Source organism: Labrys sp. F242 (genome assembly GCF_057813875.1).
Genome location: NZ_JBVASG010000006.1, coordinates 258017 through 280195 on the forward strand (window position 1 = coordinate 258017; position 22179 = coordinate 280195).

The window sequence follows — 22179 nt, forward strand, 5'->3', positions numbered from 1 at the left end:
GGCCTTTGACGTCATTTGGATTTGAGGAAGATGTCGAGGCCGACGAGCCGATCGAGCAGCGCGATGGCGAGGCCGGCGCAGGCGATGAAGACGACGGAAATGGCGGCGAGGTCCGGCGTGATGATGGAGCGGATGGAGTTGTAGATCTGCACCGGCAGCGTGACGGAACGCGCATCCACCAGCAGCAGGCTGACCAGGAACTCGTTGAGGGCGAGGATGAACATCAGGAGCGAACCGGTGATGATCCCCGGCAGCACCGCGGGCAAAGTGATGTAGATGAAGCGCTGCAAAGGCGGCGCACCGCAATTGGCCGCAGCCAGTTCCAGGTCCGGGCTGAGATTGCTGGCGCTGGCCGTGACCGCCCAGATCATGAAGGGCAGGTTGATCACGCAGCAGGCGATGCCGACGGGCCAGAGCCGGCCGAGCACGCCGAGATTGCCGAAGACCAGCATCATGCCGATGCCCGAGCCGATCAGCGGGATGGTGAAGGGCAGGAGCAGATAGACCTGGATCGAGCGCTCGAAGCGGATCCTGTATTTGGCGAGCGCGATGCCGGCCAGCGTGCCGACGGGTACCGCGATGAGGGTGCAGATCGTCGCCACGATCAGCGAGCGCACAAAGGCCTGGCGCAGATCGGTTGCCTGGGCGATGGCACCGTACCAGCGCAAGGAGAAGCCCTCGGGCGGGAAGGTGATGATGTTGCCCGCGGTGAAGGAGGCACCCAGCACCACGATGGTCGGCGCCGACAGCATCACCAGCGCTGCGATCACGAAGCCCCAGATCACGATGGACTTGCTGGTGCTGCCGGTCATTTGCGTTCTCCGCTCATCGCCAGAGTGCCGGCGCCGAACAGCATGAACACCACGCCGACGAGAATGGAACCGACCGCCACCAGCATCAGCGAGAGCGTGGCGCCCAGGCCCTGGTCGGAGGTGCGGAAGAACTGGTCGTAGATGGCGTTGGCGATGAAGTCCTGCGTGCCGCCGCCCAGGATGGCGGGCACCGCGAAATCGGTCAGCGAGAGGGTGACGACGACGAGGCCGGCGCCGACGAGGCCCGGACGGGCGAGGGGCAGGACGATATGGCGGAAGGTCCGCACCCAGCCCGCGCCGAGTGAACTGGCAGCGGCTTCCAGTTCCGCCGGTATCGCCGTCAGGGCCGGCGCCAGCATCAGCACGGCGAAGGGCAACATGTATTGGACCAGGCCGAAGAGGACGGCGGGATAGTTGTAGAGCAGGCGCATGGGCGCCACGCCGACCAGGCCGAGGGCCTCGTTGACCATGCCCTGATTGCCCAGAATGATCAGCCAGCCATAGGCGCGCACCACCTGGCCGATGAAGAAGGGTAGGAACAGCGCGACCAGAAGGAACTTGCGCAAGCCGGAGGACGGCGTGCGCACCATCAGATAGGCATAGGGGAAGGCCAGGATCAGCGTGGCTGTCGTCACGATGACGGCGCCCATCAGGCTGCGCCCGGCCACGGCGGTGAAGAAGCTTTCGCTCACCACGCGCTGGTAGTTGGCGAGCGTGTAGTTCTCCGACATCAGGAAGGTGCTGGTGTCGAGGACGCGCAGGCTGGCATCGCCCATCTGGATCAGGCCGAGCACGAGGAGGCCGACCAATACGAGCGCGGGCAGCAGCATCAGATAGGGCAGCCCGGCCTTGAAGCTCGACGGCCACACCAGGGCAGCCAGGCGCTCGAGCGCATCCATGATGCGCCAGGTCAGGGGATAGGCGGCACGCGAAGAGCGCATCCTGTCGGTCCTCGATGGAATCTGCCTTCTCCCCTTATGGGAGAAGGTGGCCGAGCGTAGCGAGGTCGGATGAGGGGAGATACGCAACCTTGCAAGGTATCTGCCAACACCCCTCATCCCCCTGCCGGGACCTAAGGCACTTCCATGGGAAGTGCCAGATCCCGCGAGGGGAGAAGGCTGGTTTGTCTCACCCCTGCATGATTTCCTTGAACTTGGCGAACCACTTGCTCTCGTTCTCTACCTGGGTCCGCGACGAGATGCGGATGAGGTGCTTGAAATCCTCTTCCTTGGTCGGATAGGCGGGGTTGTTGACGAGATCGGCCGGCGGGGTGAGACCGGGTACCACGCCCGGCAGGCCCAGGCCGTCGAGCCAGATCTGCTGGGCGTCCTTGGTCAAGGCGTGGTTGATGTACTGCTTGGCCCAATAGAGCTCGTTCTCCGGCAGGCCTTTGGGAATCCACAGCCCGTCCGTGTCGAACTTGGCGCCTTCCTCCGGCACCACCCAGGCGAGGTCGATGCCGTTCTTCTTGGCCTCGCGCGCATTGGTGGAAATGGTGCAGGCCGCGTCGATCTCGCCCTTCTGGAACCAGGTGGTGAAATCGGGATCCTCGCCCAGCAAGGGCTGCTGCTCCTTCACCTTGGCGATGAAGTCCCAGGCCGCCTGCATGTTGGCCGGAATATCCTCCAGCTTGCCGCCGCCGGCGATCTGGGCAGGGAAATGGAAGCCGATGCCGTCATTGTAGAGCGCGATGCGGCGCTTCAGCTTGGGATCGAGCAGATCCTTCCAGGATTTGGGCGCTCCGTTGGGGAAGGCCGATGGCCGATAGGCCAGCACATAGACATAGCCATAGGTGTTGACGATCGGATAGCCGTCGAGGCCGACGGGCTTGGCAAGCTCGGTGGTGTTCTTGAGGTTGGGCAGGTCGGAAAGATCCTCGGTCACGCCGCGCAGCGCCGATTTGGTGGCATTGGTGGTGGTGTCCCAGTTCACATGGATCGGCGGGGTACGCTTCTGGGCCACGGCTGCCCACAGCTTGGGCTGGATTTCGTTGTCCTCGGTCAAATCGTGGCGCACGGCGATGCCGGTCTTCTTGGTGAAGCTGTCCGAGACACCCGCCTTCAGGGCGTCGACCCAGCTGCCGCCCCAGGCGCGCACGATGATTTCGGAGGGCTTTTCGGGCTCGGCGGCCATGGCCCGGCCCGTGCCCAACGCGGCCGTCGCGCCCGCCGCCAGCAGGGAGGCGAGCAAAGTGCGCCGGCGGATCTCAACCGACAGGAACTGATCTTGTGACATCACTGGTTCTCCTCTGGATCGGACCTTCTCGGGTCACTTCTTGGACTTGGCGTCACTTCTTGAAGACATGCATATCCTTGGCATTCCATCCCAGGCTGACGGCCTCGCCCGGGTCGAATTGCTGATGCGCGATGGGATCGTGATCGAAGACCCGCAGCAGTGCGCCGTCGAGAGCCGGAACCCGTATTTCGTAGACGATGCGCTCGCCCTCGAAGATGGAATCCTCGACCACGCCGTCCACGATGGTCTCGAGGCCCTGCAGCTTCGCCGCGCTCGGCGCGATCCGGACCTGCTCGGCCCTGACCGCGCCCTGGCAGGCCTGTCCGGGAGCCGGCGGTTCGGCGGGATTGGCTGCTACGCCGACCAGGCTGCGACCCGCACTGGTGAAGGCCAGGGTGGAGGCTGTCGCGGCACCGGCGACGCCCTCGATGAAATTGGTGACGCCGATGAAATTGGCGACGAAGGCGTTGGCCGGCGTCCGGTAGGCGTCAAGCGGGCGGGCCTTCTGCTGGATCTGGCCGCCATTCATCACGATGATCTCGTCGGAGACCACCAGGGCCTCGCGCTGGTCGTGGGTGACGTTGATCGTCGTCACCCCGAGCTCCTTCTGGATACGGCGGAACTCCAGCTGCATTTCCTCGCGCAGCTTGCGATCGAGGGCGGCCAGCGGCTCATCGAGCAGCAGGAGGTCGGGCTCGAACACCAAAGCGCGGGCGATCGCCACGCGTTGCTGCTGGCCGCCCGACAACTCGTTGATGCGGCGCGCGCCATAGCCGCCGAGGCGCACGAGCTCAAGATAGCGCTCCACCTTGGTGGCGATGCCGCGGGCATCGTGGCGGCGCATCTTGAGGGGAAAGGCGACGTTTTCGGCGGCTGTCATGTGGGGGAACAGCGCCAGCCTCTGGAACACCATGCCGATGGCCCGCTTATGCGCCGGCACGGCGCTGACGGGCCGGCCGTTGATGAAGATCTCGCCGCGGGTCGGCGCGTCGAAGCCGGCCACCATGCGCAAAAGCGTGGTCTTGCCCGAGCCGGACGGGCCGAGAATGGTGAGGAATTTTCCCTTGGGCAGGTCGAAGGATGCGCTTTTGACCGCATGGACATCGCCAAAGACCATGGCGACGTCCTTCACGGACACGGCAAAGGAGCTCGCTCCGCCAGACAGGCGGCTGCCGAGGGGCGCAGATTCCATTTCGTTCCCCTGTCTTCCCGGGTTGCCGCGTTCGGTCCCGCAGGCCGAATTCATGGCAGCACGAAGCTGTCTATACAGCTACATACAAATACGGTCAACGCTGTCTGCGCAATTCTTGCCCGCACCGCTATTGTGACTAATTATTGTGCAGTGCATGAAGATCGAAGCTGAAGCGATCAAAGCGCTTTGCGATGAGACGCAATCACCTGAATCGCAAAGACGTGTCGAAACGCGACGTTAAAATGGGCAAGCGTTCGCCCGTGAACGCGCCTTGCTCCCGGAATCAGATGGAGGCGAGATAGCCGCCATCGACCGGGATGCAATGGCCGGTGACATAGGCCGCGGCATCCGAACACAGGAACACCGCGACGCCCGCTATATCCGCCTGCTCGCCGAAGCGCCGTTGCGGGATCTTCGCCAGCATCTGCCCCTGCCACGCCTTGTCCTGGTAGAACACCTCGGTCATGGCCGTGCGGAAATAGCCGGGCGCGATCGCGTTCACCCGGATGTGGTGAACAGCCCATTCGGCCGCGAGGGCGCGGGTGACCCCGAGCAGGCCGGATTTGGAGGCGCCGTAGGGAACCGCGGTGGGAATGCCGACGAAGGAGGTGAGGGAGCACAGATTGACGATAGCTCCGCCTTGGCCCCCACCATCAGCTCCGGCCATGATCCGGCCGGCTGCCTGCGAGCAGAAGAAGGCGCCCTTGAGGTTGGTCGAGACGATGCTGTCCCACAAGGCCTCGTCGACGTCCAAGGATGGGCGCACGGTCTCGACGCCGGCATTGTTGACCAGGATGTCGAGGCCGCCGAGTGTCTCGGCCGCCTGGCCGATCACGGCGTTGCAGTCTTCGACATCTGCGACATCCTGGGCCAGGGCGACGCAGCGGCGCCCCGTTGCCTCGACGAGTTGGCGGGTGCTTTCGAGATTCTCCAGCCGGCGTGCCGTCACGGCGACATCGGCGCCCGCCTCGGCCAGGGACACGGCGATGGTCTGGCCGATACCTCGGCTGGCACCGGTGACGATGGCGCGGCGGCCGGTGAGGTCGAAAATCGGGCGCGACATGGTGCTCCTCTCGCCATCGGGCAAATGCGATCGCCGGCTGCTCTGCAATCGGGTCGGTGAAGGCTGACTTAATTTCATCAGACAAAATCGCGCGGATCGCAAGGTGCCTGGCTTGCAGGGATGAACCCCAGGGGACGGTAGAGGCATTTGCCAGGCGGTGTGCGGCGCCTATAGTCCGCGCCAACGCGACATCGTGATGGTCCGGGAGGGACAGATGGATTCGACTGAACTGCGCGCCATGCAGGCGCCGATCAAGGAGCGCTATCGCGCCGACCCGACGACGGCGCTGATCACCCTGAAAGCCAAGGGCTCGATCGATGGCGAGGGCATTGCCTGCAAGGTTGAAACCGGGCGGGCGCTGGCGACCGCCGGCCTGCATCCGGCGACTGGCGGATCCGGGCTGGAACTGTGCTCCGGCGACATGCTGCTGGAAGCCCTGGTGGCCTGTGCCGGCGTGACGCTGAAATCGGTGGCGACGGCGATCGACCTGCCTCTCAAGGCCGGCCAGGTCAGCGCCGAGGGAGACCTCGATTTTCGCGGCACGCTGGGCGTCGACAGGGAGGCGCCGGTCGGCTTTGCCGAGATCCGGCTTCGCTTCGACGTCGACACCGAGGCGCCGCAAGAACGGCTTGACCAGTTGCTGAAGCTGACCGAGCGCTATTGCGTGGTGTTTCAGACCATCAAGAACGGCCCGAAGACCAGCGTGTCGCTGCACCGGATGGCCTGACGCGCGGGATTCTCCTCAACCGGACAGGGAGAGGTTTGCCTCCAGCAGGCGGCGGGTGGCCGGCTCCCTGGCTTGCCTGGTGATAGTGCCGGACGGCAGGTTTTCCACCAGGCGCCCCTTGTCGAGCACCAGGATGCGGTCGCAGAAGGACTGCACCACCGCCAGATTGTGGCTGATGAACACATAGGTCAGGCCGAGCTGCTGCTTGAGGTCAAGCAGCAGCGCCAGAATCTGGGCCTGCACGGAGACGTCGAGGGCGGAGGTCGGCTCGTCCAGAATCAGGCATTCGGCCTCGACGCCGAGCGAGCGGGCGATGTTGATGCGCTGGCGCTGGCCGCCGGAGAATTCATGCGGGTAGCGCTCGGCCGCGTCGGGGCTCAGTCCCACCAAGCGCAGGAGCCGGGAGGTGCGCTCGCGTGCGTCCTCACGGTCGGCGGCGATGCCCAGCCGCAGCATCGGCGTTGCAATCTGGACGCCGACGCGTCGGCGCGGATTGAGGGCCGAGGACGCATCCTGCAGCACGAGCTGGAGACGGCGGCGCAGGGGTCGGCGCGCCTGGTCGGACAGCCTGTCGATCCTGGCGCCGCCGAACAGGATCTCGCCACCGTCGGGCTGGTCGAGGCCGGTCAGCAGGCGCCCGATCGTCGACTTGCCCGAACCGGAGGCGCCGATGATGCCGACGATCTCGCCGCGTTCGATCGCGAAATCGACATCCTCGACGGCGACGACTTCGTGCCGCGGGCCGAACAGGCCGGTGCGCACGCTATAGCGGCGGGTGAGGCCGCGGACCTGGAGGAGGGGAGGTGCCGCCATCGCTTATCGTCCGGCTGCGCGGGCCAGGATGGCCGGCCGATCCTGCTCGCTCATCACGCTGGGCATGGGGCGGGGCAGGGGATGGTCCAGGCGTGGCACCGCGTCAATCAGTGTCGCCGTGTAGGGATGTTGAGGTGCCGCAAGCACCCGCGCGGTCTGCCCGGTCTCGACGATGCGTCCCTGCTGCATGACCGCGATGCGGTCGCTCAGGAACGACACCACGCCGAAATCATGGGTGATCAGCAGGATGGCGGTGCCATAGCTGTCGCGGATCCGCGACAGCAAGGCCAGGATCTGCTTTTGGGTGGCTGTGTCGAGCGCCGTCGTCGGCTCGTCGGCGATGATGAGCTTGGGGCGGCTGTTGATCGCCATGGCGATCAGCACGCGCTGGCGCATGCCGCCGCTCAGCCTGTGCGGATAGGAGGCCATGACGCGTTCGGCCGCTTCGATGCCGACTTCGCCAAGCCAGCGCACAGCTTCGCGGCGGGCCTCGCTGCGGCCTAACCCGTTGCGGAAGGCGATCATGTCGGCAAGCTGCCGGCCGATGGTGGATGTCGGGTTCAGGGAGGTCAGCGAGCTCTGGACGATGAAGGCGATGTCCTGGCGCAGGATGCGCTGGCGGTCGCGCGTGCCGGCAGCGAGCAGATCCCGGCCCTGGAAGAGGATGCGCCCTTGCGTAATCCGGGCGGCAGGACGCGGCAGCAGGCCGACGATGGAGGCCGCCGTCATGGTCTTTCCCGAGCCGGACTCGCCGACGAGGGCGAGAATCTCGCCGGCCTGGAGATTGAGGTCGACGCCCCTGACGGCCTTGATGGTGCGGCGGGGTGTGGTGATGGTGACGTGCAGATCTGCGAGGCGCAAAAGATCCGAAGGGCCTGGCGACGCTTGAACCTTGTGATGCGCAATGGGGGCAATGATCGACATGGCCGCTCCTTCAACGAGTGCGATTACGCGTGGTGATGAGGATCCAGCCAGTTCCGCAGGCCACTGCCGAGCCAGTTGAAGGCCAGCGAGACGACGATGATGGCGACGCCGGGGACAATCACCACATGCGGCGCGCCCTCGGCGAACACGCCGACGCCATCCACGGTCATCCGCCCCCAATCGGCCGAGGGTGGCTGGATGCCGAGTCCGAGAAAGCTGAGGCCGGAGGAAAAGCCGATCATCGGCCCGATCAGCGTGGTGGCGTAGATGATGGCGGGCGAGAGCACGTTGGGCAGGAGCTCGCCGAACAGGATGGCCGTCCGGCCGGCGCCGAGCAGGCGCGCCGCATCCAGATATTCGCGCCCGGTTTCCGCCAGCACCGCGAAATAGACCACGCGCGTCATATAGGGAACCAGCGACAGCGCGATGGTGGCGATGATGGTGGTGAGGCCCGGGCCGAGCATGGCGGCGATGGCGATCGCAAACAGGATCATCGGAAAGGCGAAGAGCACGTCGATGCCGCGCATGATCACCTCGCCCAGAGGCTTGCGCGCGAAGCCGGCGGCGAGGCCAAGGCCAAGGCTGACGATGAAGGCGATGGCGACCGGGACGATGCTGGCGATCAGGGACAGGCGCGCGCCCCAGATCAGGCGGGAGAGGATGTCGCGCCCCTGGCCGTCGAGCCCGAGCAAATGGCCCGGCGTGCCGGGCGGTGCGAGCCGGAGGGCGCCTTCGCCGATGTCGGGATCATAAGGCGAGATCAGGGGCGCCAGGGCTGCCAGGCCGACCACCGCGACGATGATCGCAAGGCCGATGACGCCGCGATTGATCCAGCGTCGCCGTATGGGCGCGTCGGTGGGGGATGGCCCGAGGGAATTCGAGGCTTGGGAGAGCGACATCAGGCTCTTGCTCGCGGATTGAGCCAGACCAGGGCGAGGTCGACGATCAGGTTGATCACGATGAAGGTCGCGGCAATCATCAGGACGCCGGTCTGGATGACCGGGATGTCATGGGCGGTGATGGCGTTGTAGAGCTGGGCGCTGAGGCCGGGCCAGGCGAACACCGTCTCCACGAAGATGACGCCGCCGAACAGCGTGCCGAATTGCAGCCCGCCGATGCTGACGATCGGCGCCAGGATATTGCGGGCGATCTGGGTGAACAGCAGCCTCGGCGTCGACATGCCGGCCGAGGCGAACATCCTGGCATAATCGGCATTGAGCGCGTCGATGACGCTGGCGCGCGTCAGGCGCATGATGATGGCGATGGCGAGCACGGCGGCCGAGAAGGCCGGCAGGACGAGATGGGCGAGAAGATCGGCCAGGGAATGGGAGCCCCTGAGATTGTACATGCCCGATGAAGGCAGCCAGCGCAGCTGCTTGGAGACCAGCCAGATCAGCATGATTCCGAGCCAGAACACCGGCGTCGCCGCGAGGCCCTCGCTGATTGCGGCCGCCAGCCGGTCGAACCAGCCCCCGGCCCGCAGGCCGGAGAGCACGCCGAGCAGGACGCCGACAGTCAGCGCGATCACCAGGCTCGCCAGGGCCAGGATGAAAGTGTTGACATAGGCGGGGACAAGGATGTCGAGCACCGGCACATGCATGGTGATCGATGTGCCGAAATGGCCGCCCAGCAGGCCCCACAGCCAGGCGCCATACTGGACGAGGAAGGGTCTGTCGAGGCCGAGATCGCGGCGGATCTGGTCGGCGGTCTCGCCCGAGGCGTCGCGGCCGAGCATGATCGCCACCGGGTCTCCCGGGCTGAAATAGACCACCAGGAAGACGAGGAAGGTCACCAGCACCAGAATGGCGAGCGAGGCGACTGCGCGGCGTGCGATGAGGGCGATCATCCCAGCACCCCCGGCCTATTGCTTTTCCTTCAGCCAGACATGGCTGAGATCGTACCAATCCTGGGCGGGGGTGGCGAAGCCGCCGACATTCTTGCCCACGGCATAATGGGTGCGCTCGTAATAGATCGGCAGCTTGCCGACATCGGCGGCCAGGATCCGGTTGGCTTCGCGCCATTTGTCCCTGATGTCCTCGGCCTTGACGGCGGTGATCGCCTCATGGACCGCCTTGTCGAACGCCGGATTGTTGTAGTTGCCCGTATTGCCGCTGCTCTGGCTGTGGGCGACGATGTAAAGCCAATAGGGCGTGAGAAAACCCCATTCCATCGAGGTCAGGGCAACCTCGGGGCCGCTCTTCTTGTTGCGGGCCAGGAAGCTGTTCCAGTCATAGGAGCGGATCTCGAGCTTGATGCCGGCCTTGGCCGCGTCGCGCTGGATCCATTCGGCCACCGGCTCGCCGCCGGCATAGATCTCCAGGAGGCCGCTGACACCGTCGGGGTGGCCGGCTTCGGCCAGCAGCTGCTTGGCTTTCTCCACATCGTGCGGATAGTCGCGGAAGGAGGGGTCGAAGGCATCGCTCCCCGGGTTCAGGATGCCATAGGCAGGCCCGGCCGTATCCTTGAGCAGGTCGCGCGCCAGCCCGGCCCGGTCGATCGACAAAGCGAGCGCCTGGCGCACGCGCGGATCCTTGAAGGTCTCGTTGGCGGTGTTGAAGGTGTAGTAATAGACCGAAGGCAGGTCGACATTGTCGACGCTGAAGCCCTCCGCCTTCAGCTTGGCCACGCTGTCGCGCGGCGGCCAGGAGATGATGTCGACCTCGCCGGTCTCCAGCGCGGCGACACGGGCATTGCCGTCAATGATCGGCCGGAAGATGATGCGGTCGAGGAAGGGCTTGTCGCCCCAATAGCCGTCGAAGCGCTCGATCTCGACCTTCTGGCCGCGGACCCGTTCGACGAAGCGATAAGGGCCGGTGCCGACGGGATGCTCGGCATAGCCGTCATTGCCGTATTTGCGGATGGCCGTGGGGCTGGCAATGCCGCCCGAGCCGCCGCTGCCCTGGGCGAGCATCCGCAGGAAGGGACTGAACGGCTCGGCGAAGGTGAGGACGACGGTGTGGTCGTCGGGCGTGTCGATCCGGCTGAGCGAGGAATAGGTATAGGCGAGGTTGGCGGCGCTGATCTTGTCGTAGAACTCGAATTTCGGATCCCAGCCGCGGCGGATGTTGAAGGCTACGGCCTCGGCATTGAAATCGGTGCCGTCATGGAACTTGACCCCGCGGCGCAAATGGAAGGTGTAGACCCGCCCGTCCGGCGAGATCTCCCAGGATTCGGCGAGGGCCGCCTTCAGGGGCGGCACCTTCACCTCAGCGCCGGATTTCGACAGGTCCTCGGTCACCAGCGCCTCGTGGACGTGACGGGCGATGCGAAAGGTCTCCCAGCCGCCTTCCCGGCCTGGATCGAGATTGGTGATCTCGGCGTTCTGGGCGACGATCAGCGTGCCGCCATATTTGCCGGCGTCGTCGGCGAGGGCCGCGCCATGAACGAGGGCGAACAGGGCGCCGGCGAGGCTCAGCCTGAGGCCCAGGGAAACGAACCGCATCGTAATCTTCCATTCATTCCAGTCAGAGGAGCGGACGCGCCGGGCAACGGTGCGTCGCGGCAGGCGGAAGGCCGGGGGCGATCCGCCTGCCTGATGTCGGCGTCAGAAGTCGCCGATGCCGCCGCCCGGCGGGCCGACCGGCGGTTTTTCCCGGGGCAGCTCGGTCACCAGGGCCTCGGTGGTGACGATCAGAGAGGCGATCGAGGCGGCATCCTGCAGGGCGGTGCGCACCACCTTGGCCGGATCGACGATGCCGGCCTCCAGGAGATCGACGAAGGTCTCGGTCTGGGCGTTGAAGCCGAAGGTCGCCGACTTGTTCTCGGTGATCTTGCCGACCACGATCGAGCCCTCGACGCCGGCATTCTCGACGATCTGGCGAATCGGCGCTTCCAGGGCCTTCAGGACGATGTTGATACCGGACTGGACGTCGGCGTTCTCGCTTTTGAGCTCGGCAACGGCGGTCTTGGCCCGCAGCAGCGCAACCCCGCCGCCGGGCACGATGCCTTCGGCGACGGCAGCGCGGGTGGCGTTGAGCGCATCGTCGACCCGGTCCTTCTTCTCCTTGACCTCGACCTCGGTCGAACCGCCGACGCGGATCACCGCGACGCCGCCGGCGATCTTGGCCAGGCGCTCCTGCAGCTTCTCGCGGTCATAGTCGGAGGTGGTCTCCTCGATCTGCGCCTTGATCTGGGCAACGCGGGCGCTGATGTCCTTCTTCTTGCCGGCGCCGTCGACGACGGTGGTGTTCTCCTTCTCGATGCGCACGCGCTTGGCGCGGCCGAGCTGGGAGAGCGTGACGTTTTCGAGCTTGATGCCGAGATCCTCCGAGATCGTCTCCCCGGCGGTGAGGACGGCGATGTCCTCCAAGATGGCCTTGCGGCGATCACCGAAGCCCGGCGCCTTGACGGCGGCGACCTTCAGCCCGCCGCGCAGCTTGTTGACCACCAGGGTGGCGAGCGCCTCTCCCTCGACGTCCTCGGCGATGATCAGCAGGGGCTTGCCGGTCTGCACCACTGCTTCGAGCACGGGCAGCAAGGGCTGGAGCGAAGAAAGCTTCTTTTCGTGGATGAGGATGTAGGGGTCCTCGAACTCCACCACCAGCTTCTCGGCATTGGTGACGAAATAGGGGGAGAGATAGCCGCGGTCGAACTGCAGGCCCTCGACGACGTCGAGCTCGGTCTCCAGGCTCTTGGCTTCCTCGACGGTGATCACACCCTCATTGCCGACCTTGTCGACGGCGGTGGCGATGATGGCGCCGATCGAGCTGTCGCCATTGGCCGAGATGGTGCCGACCTGGGCCACTTCCTCGGACGACTTGACCTTCTTGGCGCGCTTTTCGATATCCTTGATCGCGGCAGTAACGGCGAGGTCGATGCCGCGCTTGAGATCGAGGGGGTTGAAGCCGGCCGCCACCGCCTTGGCGCCTTCGCGCACGATGGCCTGGGCGAGGACCGTGGCGGTGGTGGTGCCGTCGCCGGCAAGATCATTGGTCTTGGAGGCGACTTCGCGCAGGAGCTGGGCGCCCAGGTTCTCGAACTTGTCCTCGAGCTCGATCTCCTTGGCGACGGTGACGCCGTCCTTGGTGATTCGCGGCGCGCCGAACGATTTTTCGATCACGACATTGCGGCCTTTCGGGCCGAGCGTGACCTTGACGGCATTGGCCAGGATGTCGACGCCGCGCAGCAGGCGCTCGCGGGCATCGGAGGAGAATTTGACGTCTTTTGCTGCCATGGTTGAATTCCTTCGGGCCGGGCGGTGACGAAAGCGCTCCGGGCCTGTCTGACTGTGAAAAGGGGGAGGGGACGTCAGGCAATGATGCCGAGGATGTCCGCTTCCTTGAGGATGAGCAGGTCCTGGCCGTCGATCTTGACTTCCGTGCCGGACCATTTGCCGAACAGCACGCGGTTGCCGGCCTTCACGTCCAGCGGCTGAAGCTTGCCGCTCTCGTCGCGCGCACCGGGGCCGACGGCGACCACCTCGCCCTCCTGGGGCTTTTCCTTGGCGGTGTCAGGTATGATGATGCCGCCCTTGGTTTTCTCGTCGCCTTCCAGGCGACGCAGAACCACGCGATCATGGAGCGGTCGAAAGCTCATGGATTCTACCTCAGATTGATTGAAGCACCGCGATCTGCCGCCTGATTCAGGCGGGTTTTCCGGCTTGAACCCATGCTAGGGCGGGTCAAGCGCCGTCGTCAATAAAAAGAATACAAAATATATAGACAATATGTAATTGATGCGTAATCATACCTCCATCGATTGCCGGACGCAGCCTGCGGCGACAGCAGGCGCGGCCATCCCGGCGAACCAAACTTCCCCCAAAGCGTTTTGCGATTCGACGGGCTCACCAAGAACCGCAAAGACGCGTCGAAACAATGAGTTAGAGCAAAAAGCGTTCAGTCATGAACGCGCTTTGCTCAAGAAATGGATGACGTACGTCGTGTCCGCCGAACCGATCATTTTGAACGGGTTCACCATGAACTCGGTTTCCCATGTCAATTACGGGCTGTGGCAACACCCCGAGGATGAGACGTACCGTTATACCGATCTCGATTATTGGATCGAGCTCGCCCGGATCCTCGACGAGGGTCGCTTCGACAATCTGTTCATCGCCGATGCGCTGGGATTGCTCGACGTGCATGGCGGCAGCGCCGAGGCCTCGCTGCGAACCGGCACGCAATCTCCCCTCGGCGACCCCCTGCTCCTGGTTTCGGCCCTGGCGGCGGCCACGCGCGATCTCGGTTTCGGCATCACCGTCTCGACGAGCTACGAAAAGCCCTATCTGCTCGCCCGCAAATTCACCACGCTGGATCATGTCACCCGTGGGCGCATCGCCTGGAACGTGGTGACCTCCCAGCTCGACAGTGCCGCGCGCAATCTGGGGCTGGAGGCCCAATACCCTCACGACGAGCGCTATGACCGCGCCGACGAATTCCTCGAAGTGGCCTACAAGCTCTGGCAGGGCTCGTGGGAGGACGATGCCGTCCTGCGCGACCGCGGCAGCGCGGACCACCCCGAAGGGCTCTATAGCGATCCCTCCAAGGTGCATGGCATCGGCCATCGCGGCCCTTATTACACCGTTCCCGGCCCGCATCTTTCCGAGCCCAGCCCCCAGCGCGTGCCAGTGATCTTCCAGGCCGGCGGCTCGCCGCGCGGACAGGCTTTCGCGGCGCGCCATGCCGAGGTGGTCTTTGTCGCCGGGGCCGACGCCGCCGGCATCCGGCGCAATGTCGCCAGCATCAAGGAACTGGCCCGCGAGGCGGGCCGGGCGCCGGGAGCCATCCGCTTCATCAGCGCTCTTGCCGTGGTCACGGCAGGGGATGACGAAACGGCCCGCACGAAGTTCGACGATTATCGCCGCCATTACAGCCTGGAAGGCGCCATCACCCATTATTCGGCGAGCACCGGCATCGATTTTGCCGGTCACCCCCTCGACGAGCCGCTGCGCTATCGGGACACCAACGCCAACCGCTCCCTGCTGCGCATGTTCGACGACCCGGCTTCCGGGCGGCGCTGGACCTTGCGCGAGGCTTTCCTGCCCGATGGCGGCTTCGGGCGGGTGAAGGCGCTGGTGGGCGGGCCGGCCCGGGTCGCCGACGATCTCGACGCCTGGCTCGCCGAGACCGATACCGACGGCATCAATCTCATCCATATCGTCAATCCCGGTAGCTTCCGCGATTTCGCGCAGCATGTCGTGCCTGAGCTCGACCGGCGCGGGCGCCTGCGCGAACGCCGGACCGGGGCGCTGCGCAGCCGCCTGTTCGGCACCGATTCGCCACGGGTGCCGCTCGACCATCCCGCCGCCCGCTTCGCCTTTCCGGCAGCCCAGACGGCGGAGGCCCGGTCATGAGCGCCGATGGAACGCCGGCAGGCCTGAGCAGGGAGGAGCGGTTTCGGCTATGGGTCGAGGCGGCCGAGCAGGTCGCGGCGGAACTGCAGCGGACGGGGGCGGCGCGCGATGCCGCCGGTGCCGATCCGGTGGCGGAGATCGATTTGCTGCGCAAGGCCGGACTGCTGACGATCTTCCTGCCAGAAGCGGTTGGCGGGGGCGGTGCCAGCACCCGGCAGGTGCTGCAGATCATCCGCATCCTGGCCAAGGGCGACACCTCCATCGCCCAGATCGCTACCTACCATCTGTTCGGCACGGCCCTGGGCCGGAATGGCGCGAACCAGGCGCTGTTTGCCCGGCGCGCGGAGGGCTTCCTCCGGCAGGGCTGGTTCCATGGCGGCGTGGCCCAGGCCGCCTATGAGCCGCTCATCAGCGCGACGCCGCAAGGCACGGGCTTCGTGCTCAACGGTTCCAAGCCCTTTGCCAGCGGTGCGGCGGTGGCCGACACCCTGCATGTCTGGGTGCGCTTCGCGCCGGGGACGGAGATCGGCGGGGGCGATGCCGGCGGCCATATCGGCCAGTTCGTGGTGCCCAATCCCGCGCCGGGCCTGAGCTTCGGCCATGACTGGGACAATATGGGTCAGCGCCTGACCGTCTCCGGCAGCGCCAGTTTCGACAATGTCGCGGTGAGCCTGGACGACCTCGTCGCGCATCGCCGCGAGGACGCCCCGCAGACGCCGGCCGAGACCCTGCATGTGCCCATCATCCAGCTCGCCTTCGGCGAACTCTATCTCGGCACGGGGCTCGGCGCCTTCGAGGAGGCGCGAGACTATATCCAGACCCGGTCGCGGCCCTGGCTTTCCTCCCCGGTCGCCAAGGCTAGCGAGGACACGCTGGTGGTCGAGCGCTTCGGCCGGCTCTCCGTCGCGCTGGCCTCGGCCATCGCCCTGTCGGATGCGGCGGGTGAGGCGGCCCAGCGCGCGGTGGAACGCGGGAGCGCTCTGACCGAGCAGGAGAGAGGCGAGGTCGCCGCCATCGCCTACCAGTCGAAGGTGCACTCGACCGAGGTGGCGCTGGAGGTCACCTCCCGCCTGTTCGAGCTGATGGGCGCGCGGGCCACCACCAGGGCGCTCTCCTTCGATCGCTACTGGCGCAATGTGCGCACCCACTCGCTGCACGATCCCGTGCACTACAAGGTCCTGGAAGTGGGCGACTACGCCCTCAACGGGACGGTTCCTCCACCCACCTATTATTCGTGAATGGTTTGAACGATGTCCGTTTCATCACCGCCGATTGCTGCCAAGAAACCCTTTCTGCTCAATGGCTTCGGCATGGCCGTCGTCGGCCACGTCTCGGCGGGCCTGTGGCGCCATCCCGACGACCGGGCCGACACCTATACCAGCATCGATTACTGGATCGGCCTCGCTAAATTGCTCGAGGAAGGCGGCTTCGACGGGCTGTTCTTGGCCGATGCGCTCGGACACCTGGACGTCTATGCCGGCACGCCCGATGCCTCGCTGCGCACCGCCGCCCAATCCCCGGTCAACGATCCTCTGCTGCTGGTCTCGGCCATGGCGGCGGCAACCCGGCATCTGGGCTTCGGCATCACGGTGTCGACCACCTATGAGCAGCCCTATCTGCTGGCGCGTAAGTTCACCACGCTCGACCACCTCACCAAGGGGCGCATCGCCTGGAATGTCGTCACCTCCGTGCTGGAGTCGGCCGCGCGCAATCTCGGCCTCGAACGCCAGATCGATCATGACGAGCGCTATGACCGCGCCCAGGAGTTCGTCGACGTTGCCTACAAGCTGTGGGAAGGGTCGTGGGAGGAGGATGCGGTCATCCGCGATCGCAAGCGGGGGATCTATACCGATCCTTCCAAGGTCCATGCCATCCATCATCGCGGCACCTATTTCACCGTGCCGGACGCGCATCTGTCCGAGCCGAGCCCCCAGCGCACGCCCCTGCTCTACCAGGCCGGCACCTCGACGCGCGGGCGCGAATTCGCGGCGCAGAATGCCGAAGTCGTCTTCCTGGGCGGTACCAATTCGCCTTCGATCCGCCGGCGTATCGAGCAGATCCGCTCGCGCGCCGTCGAGCTCGGCAGGGCGCCCGACGCCATCAAGTTCATCACCGCCATCAGCGTGGTGACGGCTGAAACCGACGAGGAAGCCGAGGCGAAATATCGCGACTATCTCTCCTACACCAGCGTGGAGGCGGCGCTCGCTTTGTTCTCGGCCTGGACCGGGGTCGACTGGTCGCAATATCCCCTCGATCATCCCATCGAATATATCGAGACCAATGCCGGCCGCTCGGCTTTGTCCAGCCTCACCAGCATCGATGCCGACCGGCGCTGGACCGTGGGCGATGTCGCCGACTATATCGGCGTTGGCGGCATCCATCCCACCCTGGTCGGTGGGCCCAAGAAGGTTGCCGACGCGCTTGAGCGCCTTGCCGACGAGACCGGCATCGACGGCTTCAACCTTGCCTATGCCATCAGCCCCGGCTCCTTCGAGGATTTCATCCGCTTCGTCGTGCCCGAGCTTCGGCAGCGCGGCCGCATCCGCGAGCGGCCGGCGACGCCGGTGACCCTGCGCGAACGCTTCCAGGGCGATGGCCAGCGCCGACTGCGCGAGGACCATCGCGGCGCCTCCTTCCGCGACTTCACCCGTTTTGTCCCCACGCGGGACGTGCCGGCCGCGACCGCGGCCGAGTGACCCCCATTTGCCGACAGTTTTGAACAAGGACGAGACAAAGTGGCCTATGACGCAACCGTGAGCGCCCTGCGCGATACGCGCAGGGATGCCGCCATCGAGATCTATGCCGGCCTTTCGGAGGCGGAGTTCGTGGAGTGGCGCAGCCGCGCCGAACATGTCGCCGCCGAACTCGCGGCCAGTGCGCTCGAACGCGACCGCGCCAACCAGGATCCGTTCGAGGAAATCGGGCTCCTGCGTAAGGCTGGCCTTCTCGGCCTTGCCGTGCCGCGAGCCCTGGGTGGCGCCGGCGCCAATCTCGCGCAGGCGCTCGAGATCAGCCGTATCATCTCTGCGGCGGACGGCTCGATCGGGCAACTGATCGCCTATCACTATTCCAACGGGGTGTGGAGCTACATCCTCGGCACGCCCGAACAATGGCAGGGCACGGCTCGCGGCGTTGCCGAGGAGGGCTGGTTCCAGGGCGGCGTCAGCAATCCGCGCGATCCCAAGGCCGAACTGGAGAAGACCGCGAACGGTTATCTGATCAGCGGCCGGCGCACCTTCGCCACCGGCGCCTCGATCGCGCAGATCCTCACGGTCACCGTGTGGGACGGCGAGAAGCGGGTGCATTTCCAGGTCCCGCCCTCGCGCAAGGGCATCAGCTTCGAGGGCGATTGGGACAATCTGGGCCAGCGTCTCACCGCCAGCGGCTCGGTGATCTTCGATCGAGTGGAGGCGACCGAAGCGGACCTCCTGTCGGGTCTCGACCACTATGTCGGCGATGTCGAGCAGCGCGACGGGCTGCGCGTGCTGTTCAGCCAGCTGATCTTCGTCAATTTCTATCTTGGCATTGCCGAGGGAGCGCTCAAGGCTGCGGCCGCCTATGTGCGCAGCCATGGCCGGCCCTGGCCCGAGTCGGGGCTGGAAAGGGCTACCGAGGATCCCTACCATCTCCAGCTCTTCGGGCGCCTGTCGGCGGGCATCGCCGCCGGCGTGGCCTTGGCGGACAAGGCCGCGGCCCTCTATCAGCCGGCACTGCTGGCCGGCCCGGCGCTGACGGCGCAAGCGTGGGGCGAGCTTGCCCTTCTGATCGACCAGGCCAAGGTCATCGCCACCAAGGTCTCGCTTGAGGTCACCGCCGATATCTATGAGGCGACGGGCGCCCGCTCGACAGCCAACAAATACGGTCTCGACATCTATTGGCGCAATGTACGCACCCATACGGTGCATGACCCGGTGTCCTACCGCCTGCGCGAAATCGGCGAATTCGCGCTCAACCAGACGCTGCCGAAGCCTCGCGTCTTCACCCCGCCGGCGAAGGCCTGAGCGCCATGTCGCTGCACGCCGTAGACCTCCCGGCCGTCAGGGCGCCGAGCCCGGCACCGGCCCGGGTTAGGATTCTGGAAGGCACTTCGGAGCTGATCCAGGCCGCCCGGCTGTTCCGCACCGCCATGGTGGGGCTACCGAATTTCGGGCCGATCGATGCCGACTTCGTCGCCGACATCTATGAGCCCGGCCGCGCGCTCGGCGCCTTCGCATCAGGCACGCTGGTGGGTACGGTCAATTCCTATGCCAGCACCCTGACGGTGCCGGGTGGCGGACGCCTCGCCCATGCCGCCGTCACCCATGTCGGCGTGCTGCCAACCCATACCAGGCGGGGCATCGGAACGGCCCTCCTTGAAAGGCAATTGGCGGAGGCGCGTTCGCGCGGCGATGCCGTCGCCACGCTGCGGGCCTCGGATGCGCGCATCTACGCCCATTTCGGCTATGGCATCGCCAGTTCGCAGGTCAGTTTCGACCTCGCCGCCGAAGGAGCGCGTCTGCGCCCCGAGGTGCCGCGTGGCGGGCCGGTGCGGTTCGTCGACCCGGACGAGGCTTGGTCCCTGCTGCCCGTCATCCATGCCCAGGCCGGCACTGAGCGGGCCGGCACCATCGCCCGCTGGCGCGGCTGGTGGCACTTCCAGCGCTTGCGCCAGGACCTGTCCAAGGCGCCGGCCTATGTCGTGGTGGTCGGGGAGGAAGGACGGGAGAGCGGCTATGTGCGTTATCACCCGATCGGCCTCGACGAGTGGTTCGCCGGTTCGGATCGCACCCTGGTCGTGGACGATCTGGTCGTGGCCGACGATGCCGCCTATGGCGCACTGGTCGCCCATCTTCTCAGTGTCGATCTGGTGCATCGCATCCTCTTCCCCGGCCGGCCGGTGGATGACGCCCTGCCATGGCTGTTCGAAAACCATCGGCAGGCGCGTGTGACCGGCCAGCGCGACGAAACCTGGCTGCGTCTTCTCGATGTGCGCCTGGCGCTGGAAACGCGCCGCTATGGCGGTGAAGGCGAGGTGGTGCTCGCCGTCAGCGACCCCCTTTTCGCCGAGAACAATGGCCGGTTCCGCCTCTCGGCGCAGGGTGCGGTGCCGACAGACGCTCCGGCGCAGGCCGAGCTCGACATCGCCGCCTTGGCAACGACCTATCTCGGCGGCACGCGCTGGTGGCAACTCGCCAGGGCCGGCCGGGTCAAGGCCGAGAGCGAGGCGGTGCTGTCCACGCTCGATGCCTTGTTCGCCACGTCGGCGCAGCCCCATGCCGGCACCGTCTTTTAGGCCTTTCGCCATGGCGAAGCGGCCTTCGTCCTTTCTTCGATACATCAGGAAACAGACTATGAAATCCCGGCATTTCGCTCGTTCTAGGCTGCTCGGCTCCGCGTCGCGCTTTACGGCCGCCCTGCTGCTGACGGGCGGCCTCGCTCTCGGCGCTGCACAGGCGGCTGACGACGTTCCGTATGGCGGGACGCTGCGCATCGCCTCGCTCGACCCCGATCTCGACGCCTTCGATCCCTTGACCGGCTACAGCACCGATTCCTGGGAGATCCTGCGCGCGGTGACACGCCAGCTCGTGACCTATCCGGGCGCACCCGGCGACATCAAGGACGACACCAAGCTGGTGCCTGACCTTGCCGAGTCCTGGGACGTCAGCCCCGACGGTAAGACCTACACTTTCCATCTTCGCGATGGCATCAGCTACTCCGGCTCGACCACGCGCAAGATCACGGCGGGCGATTTCGTCTACGGCATCAAGCGCTTCTGCGATCCCAACAAGCAGGTCGCAGCCATCAACTATTTCAATCTCGCCTTTTCCGGCTTCGCCGACTACTGCAAGCAGTTCGCCAAGGTGCCGACGGGCGATCTCGCCGCCACCAAGGCCTTCACCGACACGCATGACATCGCCGGTGTCTCCGCGCCCGACGACAGGACGCTGGTGCTGCGCTCGGACTCCAAGAACTATGATTTCCTCAACATCCTGTCGATGAACTTCGTCACCCCGCTGCCGCCGGAAATCGCCTCCAAATATTTCCCGGATTCGCTGGAGTTCAGGAAGAACCTGCCCTCGAGTGGTCCCTACTACGTCGCAGCCTACGACCAGGGCCAGAAGCTCGTGCTCAAGAAGGTGGCCAACTACAATCATGCCGCCGATCCAGCCCGCAAGGCCTATGTCGATGAGATCGTCGTCGACTTCACCACCAATACCGAAGACGCCGTGGTGCAGAAGATCCGTGCCGGTGAAGCCGACCTGTCGCTCTATCTCGACGTGCCGCCTTTGGCCGCGATCCGGCAGTATCAGGCGCAGAAGAGCCCCTATCTGCATGCATCCAACAGCGGCTCGGCCAATTTCATCACCTTCAACGCCCGGCCGGAAGCCACCGGCCCCGGCGCCACCGCCCTGCGCAAGCTCGAAGTGCGCCAGGCCCTGGCCTATGCGGTGAACAAGGCCCATCTCGTCCAGCGTCAGGGCGGCTCGATCGCCGCTCTCCCGCTCGGCCAGATCATCACCTCGACCATCCTGGGCTACGAGCCCTTCGATCCCTACGCCACCCCGAAGAGCGCGGGCGATCCGGCCAGGGCCAAGGAACTGCTGGCCAAGGCCGGCTATCCCGACGGCGTGACGCTGGATGCTGTGTACCAGACCACGGCGCAGACCCAGGCCATCGCGGTGACGCTCAAGGAAGACCTGGCTGCGGCCGGCTTTACCCTCAACCTCATCCCGGTGCCGAGTTCGCAATACCGGTCCTACATCCAGGACCCCAAGAGTCATTGGGATGTCTTCCTGGGGGCAGCCTTCGCACCCGACTGGCAGGGGCCGAGCACGCGCATGCTGCTTGGAGGCTGGCTGAATTCGGATGCCTCGCCCTGCGGCACCGGCAATACCCATGCGGTCTGCTATTCCAACAAGGAGCTCAACCAGCTGGCGGCCGAGGCCTTCCCTTCCGATGATCCAGGCCCGATCTGGGCCAAGGCCGATCGCCTCGTTTCCGCCGACCTGCCCTGGATCCCCCTGTTCGAGAAGCGCAAGGTCGCCATCACCTCCGATCGCATTGCGCTGTGGAACTGGTCATCGCTCGCCGTGCATGCCGACATCACCAACATTGCCCTGCGTAAGTAGCGACAGGGGGCAGGAG

19 protein-coding genes are annotated in these 22179 nt (G+C 65.6%); 7 read left to right on the forward strand and 12 right to left on the reverse strand.

Going from position 1 to position 22179, the window contains the following annotated elements; all coding sequences use genetic code 11:
- Positions 1-11: 11 nt before the first annotated feature.
- The 5 genes from ACZYTC_RS29490 to ACZYTC_RS29510 all read right to left on the reverse strand — a co-directional run bounded on the left by ACZYTC_RS29490 (position 12) and on the right by ACZYTC_RS29510 (position 5302).
- Positions 12-812 (reverse strand): ABC transporter permease, encoded by an 801-nt coding sequence (locus tag ACZYTC_RS29490; protein WP_434959982.1) that lies wholly within the window; start codon positions 810-812, stop codon positions 12-14.
- On the reverse strand, positions 809-1753 hold the full coding sequence (locus ACZYTC_RS29495; protein WP_441771610.1) for an ABC transporter permease: 945 nt from the start codon (positions 1751-1753) through the stop codon (positions 809-811). The genes ACZYTC_RS29490 and ACZYTC_RS29495 overlap by 4 nt, the downstream gene beginning before the upstream one ends.
- A gap of 187 nt (positions 1754-1940) precedes the next feature.
- Positions 1941-3047 carry an ABC transporter substrate-binding protein gene (locus ACZYTC_RS29500; protein ID WP_434959984.1) on the reverse strand — a complete coding sequence of 369 codons (1107 nt, stop codon included), beginning with the start codon at positions 3045-3047 and terminating at the stop codon, positions 1941-1943.
- 52 nt (positions 3048-3099) lie between these two features.
- The gene (locus ACZYTC_RS29505) at positions 3100-4239 is read right to left on the reverse strand and encodes an ABC transporter ATP-binding protein (RefSeq protein ID WP_434959985.1); all 1140 of its coding nucleotides are present in this window, start codon (positions 4237-4239) and stop codon (positions 3100-3102) included.
- A gap of 283 nt (positions 4240-4522) precedes the next feature.
- Positions 4523-5302, reverse strand: a complete 780-nt coding sequence (locus ACZYTC_RS29510) for an SDR family NAD(P)-dependent oxidoreductase (RefSeq protein WP_488991215.1) — start codon at positions 5300-5302, stop codon at positions 4523-4525.
- Between the two features lie 214 nt (positions 5303-5516).
- Between ACZYTC_RS29510 and ACZYTC_RS29515 the strand changes: the two genes are divergently transcribed.
- Positions 5517-6029, forward strand: a complete 513-nt coding sequence (locus ACZYTC_RS29515) for an OsmC family protein (protein ID WP_434959987.1) — start codon at positions 5517-5519, stop codon at positions 6027-6029.
- A 15-nt stretch (positions 6030-6044) separates the two neighbouring features.
- Here ACZYTC_RS29515 and ACZYTC_RS29520 read toward each other — a convergent pair whose 3' ends face one another.
- The 7 genes from ACZYTC_RS29520 to groES all read right to left on the reverse strand — a co-directional run bounded on the left by ACZYTC_RS29520 (position 6045) and on the right by groES (position 13301).
- Positions 6045-6842 (reverse strand): ATP-binding cassette domain-containing protein, encoded by a 798-nt coding sequence (locus tag ACZYTC_RS29520; protein WP_434959988.1) that lies wholly within the window; start codon positions 6840-6842, stop codon positions 6045-6047.
- 3 nt (positions 6843-6845) lie between these two features.
- Positions 6846-7766: an ABC transporter ATP-binding protein gene (locus ACZYTC_RS29525; RefSeq protein WP_488991216.1), complete on the reverse strand. Its 921-nt coding sequence runs from the start codon at positions 7764-7766 to the stop codon at positions 6846-6848.
- A gap of 23 nt (positions 7767-7789) precedes the next feature.
- On the reverse strand, positions 7790-8665 hold the full coding sequence (locus tag ACZYTC_RS29530) for an ABC transporter permease (RefSeq protein WP_441771612.1): 876 nt from the start codon (positions 8663-8665) through the stop codon (positions 7790-7792).
- Positions 8665-9612, reverse strand: coding sequence for an ABC transporter permease (locus tag ACZYTC_RS29535; RefSeq protein ID WP_322433053.1), 948 nt, complete (start codon positions 9610-9612; stop codon positions 8665-8667). Before ACZYTC_RS29535 ends, ACZYTC_RS29530 begins: the two co-directional genes overlap by 1 nt.
- 15 nt (positions 9613-9627) lie before the next feature.
- Positions 9628-11208 (reverse strand): ABC transporter substrate-binding protein, encoded by a 1581-nt coding sequence (locus ACZYTC_RS29540; RefSeq protein ID WP_488991217.1) that lies wholly within the window; start codon positions 11206-11208, stop codon positions 9628-9630.
- A gap of 102 nt (positions 11209-11310) precedes the next feature.
- Positions 11311-12939: a chaperonin GroEL gene (gene groL, locus ACZYTC_RS29545; RefSeq protein WP_434959993.1), complete on the reverse strand. Its 1629-nt coding sequence runs from the start codon at positions 12937-12939 to the stop codon at positions 11311-11313.
- A 74-nt stretch (positions 12940-13013) separates the two neighbouring features.
- The gene (gene groES, locus ACZYTC_RS29550; RefSeq protein WP_322433050.1) at positions 13014-13301 is read right to left on the reverse strand and encodes a co-chaperone GroES; all 288 of its coding nucleotides are present in this window, start codon (positions 13299-13301) and stop codon (positions 13014-13016) included.
- Positions 13302-13632: 331 nt separating this feature from the next.
- Between groES and ACZYTC_RS29555 the strand changes: the two genes are divergently transcribed.
- The 6 genes from ACZYTC_RS29555 to ACZYTC_RS29580 are packed head-to-tail and all read left to right on the forward strand — an operon-like array spanning position 13633 to position 22163.
- On the forward strand, positions 13633-15054 hold the full coding sequence (locus ACZYTC_RS29555) for an NtaA/DmoA family FMN-dependent monooxygenase (protein ID WP_488991218.1): 1422 nt from the start codon (positions 13633-13635) through the stop codon (positions 15052-15054).
- Positions 15051-16292 (forward strand): acyl-CoA dehydrogenase family protein, encoded by a 1242-nt coding sequence (locus ACZYTC_RS29560; protein ID WP_488991219.1) that lies wholly within the window; start codon positions 15051-15053, stop codon positions 16290-16292. The genes ACZYTC_RS29555 and ACZYTC_RS29560 overlap by 4 nt, the downstream gene beginning before the upstream one ends.
- Positions 16293-16304: 12 nt before the next feature.
- Positions 16305-17750 (forward strand): LLM class flavin-dependent oxidoreductase, encoded by a 1446-nt coding sequence (locus tag ACZYTC_RS29565; protein ID WP_488991220.1) that lies wholly within the window; start codon positions 16305-16307, stop codon positions 17748-17750.
- Positions 17751-17789: 39 nt separating this feature from the next.
- On the forward strand, positions 17790-19055 hold the full coding sequence (locus tag ACZYTC_RS29570) for an acyl-CoA dehydrogenase family protein (RefSeq protein ID WP_488991221.1): 1266 nt from the start codon (positions 17790-17792) through the stop codon (positions 19053-19055).
- A 5-nt stretch (positions 19056-19060) separates the two neighbouring features.
- Positions 19061-20326: a GNAT family N-acetyltransferase gene (locus ACZYTC_RS29575; protein WP_488991222.1), complete on the forward strand. Its 1266-nt coding sequence runs from the start codon at positions 19061-19063 to the stop codon at positions 20324-20326.
- 58 nt (positions 20327-20384) lie between these two features.
- Positions 20385-22163 carry an ABC transporter substrate-binding protein gene (locus ACZYTC_RS29580; RefSeq protein WP_441771621.1) on the forward strand — a complete coding sequence of 593 codons (1779 nt, stop codon included), beginning with the start codon at positions 20385-20387 and terminating at the stop codon, positions 22161-22163.
- Positions 22164-22179: the final 16 nt, after the last annotated feature.

What these genes read in the sequence shown, in the direction of transcription:
- ACZYTC_RS29490 (WP_434959982.1), bottom strand. Translation starts at nt 812, where the DNA reads ATGACCGGCAGCACCAGCAAGTCCATCGTGATCTGGGGCTTCGTGATC.
- ACZYTC_RS29495 (WP_441771610.1), bottom strand. Translation starts at nt 1,753, where the DNA reads ATGCGCTCTTCGCGTGCCGCCTATCCCCTGACCTGGCGCATCATGGAT.
- ACZYTC_RS29500 (WP_434959984.1), bottom strand. Translation starts at nt 3,047, where the DNA reads ATGTCACAAGATCAGTTCCTGTCGGTTGAGATCCGCCGGCGCACTTTG.
- ACZYTC_RS29505 (WP_434959985.1), bottom strand. Translation starts at nt 4,239, where the DNA reads ATGGAATCTGCGCCCCTCGGCAGCCGCCTGTCTGGCGGAGCGAGCTCC.
- ACZYTC_RS29510 (WP_488991215.1), bottom strand. Translation starts at nt 5,302, where the DNA reads ATGTCGCGCCCGATTTTCGACCTCACCGGCCGCCGCGCCATCGTCACC.
- ACZYTC_RS29515 (WP_434959987.1), top strand. Translation starts at nt 5,517, where the DNA reads ATGGATTCGACTGAACTGCGCGCCATGCAGGCGCCGATCAAGGAGCGC.
- ACZYTC_RS29520 (WP_434959988.1), bottom strand. Translation starts at nt 6,842, where the DNA reads ATGGCGGCACCTCCCCTCCTCCAGGTCCGCGGCCTCACCCGCCGCTAT.
- ACZYTC_RS29525 (WP_488991216.1), bottom strand. Translation starts at nt 7,766, where the DNA reads ATGTCGATCATTGCCCCCATTGCGCATCACAAGGTTCAAGCGTCGCCA.
- ACZYTC_RS29530 (WP_441771612.1), bottom strand. Translation starts at nt 8,665, where the DNA reads ATGTCGCTCTCCCAAGCCTCGAATTCCCTCGGGCCATCCCCCACCGAC.
- ACZYTC_RS29535 (WP_322433053.1), bottom strand. Translation starts at nt 9,612, where the DNA reads ATGATCGCCCTCATCGCACGCCGCGCAGTCGCCTCGCTCGCCATTCTG.
- ACZYTC_RS29540 (WP_488991217.1), bottom strand. Translation starts at nt 11,208, where the DNA reads ATGCGGTTCGTTTCCCTGGGCCTCAGGCTGAGCCTCGCCGGCGCCCTG.
- groL (WP_434959993.1), bottom strand. Translation starts at nt 12,939, where the DNA reads ATGGCAGCAAAAGACGTCAAATTCTCCTCCGATGCCCGCGAGCGCCTG.
- groES (WP_322433050.1), bottom strand. Translation starts at nt 13,301, where the DNA reads ATGAGCTTTCGACCGCTCCATGATCGCGTGGTTCTGCGTCGCCTGGAA.
- ACZYTC_RS29555 (WP_488991218.1), top strand. Translation starts at nt 13,633, where the DNA reads ATGACGTACGTCGTGTCCGCCGAACCGATCATTTTGAACGGGTTCACC.
- ACZYTC_RS29560 (WP_488991219.1), top strand. Translation starts at nt 15,051, where the DNA reads ATGAGCGCCGATGGAACGCCGGCAGGCCTGAGCAGGGAGGAGCGGTTT.
- ACZYTC_RS29565 (WP_488991220.1), top strand. Translation starts at nt 16,305, where the DNA reads ATGTCCGTTTCATCACCGCCGATTGCTGCCAAGAAACCCTTTCTGCTC.
- ACZYTC_RS29575 (WP_488991222.1), top strand. Translation starts at nt 19,061, where the DNA reads ATGTCGCTGCACGCCGTAGACCTCCCGGCCGTCAGGGCGCCGAGCCCG.
- ACZYTC_RS29580 (WP_441771621.1), top strand. Translation starts at nt 20,385, where the DNA reads ATGAAATCCCGGCATTTCGCTCGTTCTAGGCTGCTCGGCTCCGCGTCG.